This window comes from Endozoicomonas arenosclerae (assembly GCF_001562015.1).
Classification (GTDB): domain Bacteria; phylum Pseudomonadota; class Gammaproteobacteria; order Pseudomonadales; family Endozoicomonadaceae; genus Endozoicomonas_A; species Endozoicomonas_A arenosclerae.
The window spans coordinates 1-2,811 of the sequence record NZ_LASA01000262.1; the positions used below are offsets into that span (position 1 = coordinate 1).

The 2,811-nt window shown below is 50.1% G+C and carries 1 protein-coding gene and 9 tRNA genes; 9 read left to right on the top strand and 1 reads right to left on the bottom strand.

All coding sequences use genetic code 11. The features are described from left to right. Positions 1–422: 422 nt before the first annotated feature. Positions 423–1,346, bottom strand: coding sequence for a recombination-associated protein RdgC (gene rdgC, locus WG89_RS28565; RefSeq protein WP_062271192.1), 924 nt, complete (start codon positions 1,344–1,346; stop codon positions 423–425). A 277-nt stretch (positions 1,347–1,623) separates the two neighbouring features. Here rdgC and WG89_RS28570 point away from each other — a divergent pair. The 9 genes from WG89_RS28570 to WG89_RS28610 all read left to right on the top strand — a co-directional run bounded on the left by WG89_RS28570 (position 1,624) and on the right by WG89_RS28610 (position 2,767). Beyond that, positions 1,624–1,699 (top strand) — tRNA-Val (locus WG89_RS28570). Positions 1,700–1,746: 47 nt separating this feature from the next. Continuing rightward, a tRNA-Asp gene (locus tag WG89_RS28575) sits at positions 1,747–1,823 on the top strand. A 135-nt stretch (positions 1,824–1,958) separates the two neighbouring features. Then, a tRNA-Val gene (locus tag WG89_RS28580) sits at positions 1,959–2,034 on the top strand. 41 nt (positions 2,035–2,075) lie between these two features. Continuing rightward, a tRNA-Asp gene (locus WG89_RS28585) sits at positions 2,076–2,152 on the top strand. Positions 2,153–2,207: 55 nt separating this feature from the next. Next, positions 2,208–2,283, top strand: a tRNA-Val gene (locus tag WG89_RS28590). Between the two features lie 40 nt (positions 2,284–2,323). Continuing rightward, positions 2,324–2,400: transfer RNA gene (locus WG89_RS28595), tRNA-Asp, on the top strand. 55 nt (positions 2,401–2,455) lie between these two features. Beyond that, a tRNA-Val gene (locus WG89_RS28600) sits at positions 2,456–2,531 on the top strand. 40 nt (positions 2,532–2,571) lie between these two features. Next, a tRNA-Asp gene (locus WG89_RS28605) sits at positions 2,572–2,648 on the top strand. A gap of 43 nt (positions 2,649–2,691) precedes the next feature. After that, positions 2,692–2,767, top strand: a tRNA-Val gene (locus tag WG89_RS28610). The last annotated feature ends 44 nt before the right edge of the window (positions 2,768–2,811 follow it).

Below are 2,811 nucleotides of genomic sequence, written 5' to 3' on the forward strand. Positions count from 1 at the left end.
GACTACAAATGTCTAACCATTGCGAAGACACATCAATACCAATGAAGTTAAGTATTGTTTCCATAACGGTCMCCTAGATCTAATCTTCATACGGGGGGGGGGGTGACCACAAGCTGGCGTTAGCTTGCAAAAATTGTCTACCGTAAGGTAGGAGTGCTCCTAATCGTCGCTCATGCTTGTGGGTGGGGATTTCTCAGTCAGTCTGTCCGAAAGGCAGTAAGCAGTCGATGCCCCTCACCCCCGCCTCTAACTTTATACAAATAATTAGAGACAGGTTAAACATACAAGCCTGTCGAAGACCATTATCACTACCCTTCGACAAGCTCAGGGTGAACGGCATTCGTGTGTAAATCGGGAAGTTATTTCGAGGAAGGTCCTAATAGAGGGGACTTCCTGAAAAGGAGGCCCCTGCATTTTTGACTTCAGCTTTCAGTGGAGACGTCAGAGAGTCCACCCAGAGCTTCCACCAGATCATTGATGAGTTTTCTAAGGGAAAGGCTCATAACTGCAAAGTCAGCATCAAACTGTTCAGCTGCGGTTTCTGCTTCTACCTCATCCAGTTGATCCTGAATGACTTCTGTGAACTTCAGCTTACGAACAACCAGGTCATCACTCAGTACCAGAGTCTGGGCGTCATCCCATTGCAGGGCCAGTTTACTGACCTGCATGCCGCCTTCCAGGTGAGCCTGGATTTCGTCGGTGATCAGTTCCTGTTTACGGACATTGATCTGTCCGCCTTCATCACCTGGCTCTCTCAAGTCGCATTCATCACCGAGAACGAAAGGCGCCGGAACAGAAGGATTTTCTGACAACCACTGGGTCATTGAGGCGGATGGCAGATTCTTCAGTGGTGGATTGATGACAGGTAGGCTGCCCAGACACTCGCGCAGGCAACTGGTCAGTTCTTCAGCTTTCTTGAATGAGGAGGCATCAACAATCAGCCAGCCTTCTTTTGTATCTATGTAAGCCAGCGTTTTCTGATGTTTGGTGAAGGCGCGGGGCAGCAACTCCATCATGATGTCATCTTTCAGCGCCTTCTTCTCTTTGCTGAATACTTCGCGCTGTTCTTCCTGCTCAATCGTTTCAATTCTCTCTTCAAGCGCATCCTTGATTACACTGGCTGGCAGGATTTTCTCTTCCTTCTTGGCGCATATCATGACGAAATCACCACTGGCATGAGTCAGCATGTCGCCGTGACGACCCAGAGGAGGCACCCAGCCATAGGAACTTATGTCCTGGCTGCCGCAGCCGCGGAAACGCTTCTCGAGCAGTTGCTCTTCCAGTTCCTCACTGTTCCATTCAATGGGTTTGGTAAAACGATAAAAAATCAGGTTCTTAAACCACATGATCGAATCCATGCAAAATAGAGTGCCTGCATTATACGCATCCAACCCCTGCCGGGTGAGAGAAAGTATTGAGCCTCTATAAAAGAAAGTTGGTGCTCACAATTAAAGAAGAGAATGAGTGAGCTTATCTGTATAGAAGGACATGTGCTCAGAATGTACTTTTCTATCGCTATGTTACGGATACTTATAAAAAAAGTGTCTAAAGGCGGTTGCGTGAGGTTCGGTTCGCTGCTTATAATGCGCCGCGTTGTTGAGAGACACACGGCCAAGACCGAAAGGGTGATTAGCTCAGCTGGGAGAGCATCTGCCTTACAAGCAGAGGGTCGGCGGTTCGATCCCGTCATCACCCACCACTTTGAAATTTAAAGCACAAAGCGGTAGGTTATTTGAGCTGTTTAGCGGACCGGTAGTTCAGTTGGTTAGAATGCCGGCCTGTCACGCCGGAGGTCGCGGGTTCGAGTCCCGTCCGGTCCGCCATCTTGTTTCAAGATCTAGCAGTGGATGATTTCTTTTTTATCCCTTCTCTCGATCAGGGCTTGAACGACAGCTGTCTTCAGGTATAGTTCAGTCCCGACTCGCTAGCCAAGAGTCGTTAAACAAAACAGTGAATTTGGGTGATTAGCTCAGCTGGGAGAGCATCTGCCTTACAAGCAGAGGGTCGGCGGTTCGATCCCGTCATCACCCACCAGGTTTAAAGATGGAGCGAAGTGCTTCATTAGTAAGATACGCGGACCGGTAGTTCAGTTGGTTAGAATGCCGGCCTGTCACGCCGGAGGTCGCGGGTTCGAGTCCCGTCCGGTCCGCCATGCTTTTTAATAGAGAGCTAAAGGATGTTGTCCGACAGGCACAATATTCGACCCAGGGTGATTAGCTCAGCTGGGAGAGCATCTGCCTTACAAGCAGAGGGTCGGCGGTTCGATCCCGTCATCACCCACCAAGTTTAAGATGAAGCGAAACGCTTCATAAGCAAGATATGCGGACCGGTAGTTCAGTTGGTTAGAATGCCGGCCTGTCACGCCGGAGGTCGCGGGTTCGAATCCCGTCCGGTCCGCCATGCTTTTTAATAGAGAGCTAAAGGGTATTGTCCGACAGGCGCAATATTCGACCCAGGGTGATTAGCTCAGCTGGGAGAGCATCTGCCTTACAAGCAGAGGGTCGGCGGTTCGATCCCGTCATCACCCACCAAATTAAAGATGGAGCGAAGTGCTTCATTAGTAAGATACGCGGACCGGTAGTTCAGTTGGTTAGAATGCCGGCCTGTCACGCCGGAGGTCGCGGGTTCGAGTCCCGTCCGGTCCGCCATTTTTTTAAAGGATATTGTCCGACAGGCACAATATTCGACTCAGGGTGATTAGCTCAGCTGGGAGAGCATCTGCCTTACAAGCAGAGGGTCGGCGGTTCGATCCCGTCATCACCCACCAAGTTTAAGATGAAGCGAAACGCTTCATAAGCAAGATATGCGGAC

Coding starts and splice junctions, on each gene's coding strand:
- rdgC (WP_062271192.1), bottom strand. CDS start 1,346: ATGTGGTTTAAGAACCTGATTTTTTATCGTTTTACCAAACCCATTGAA.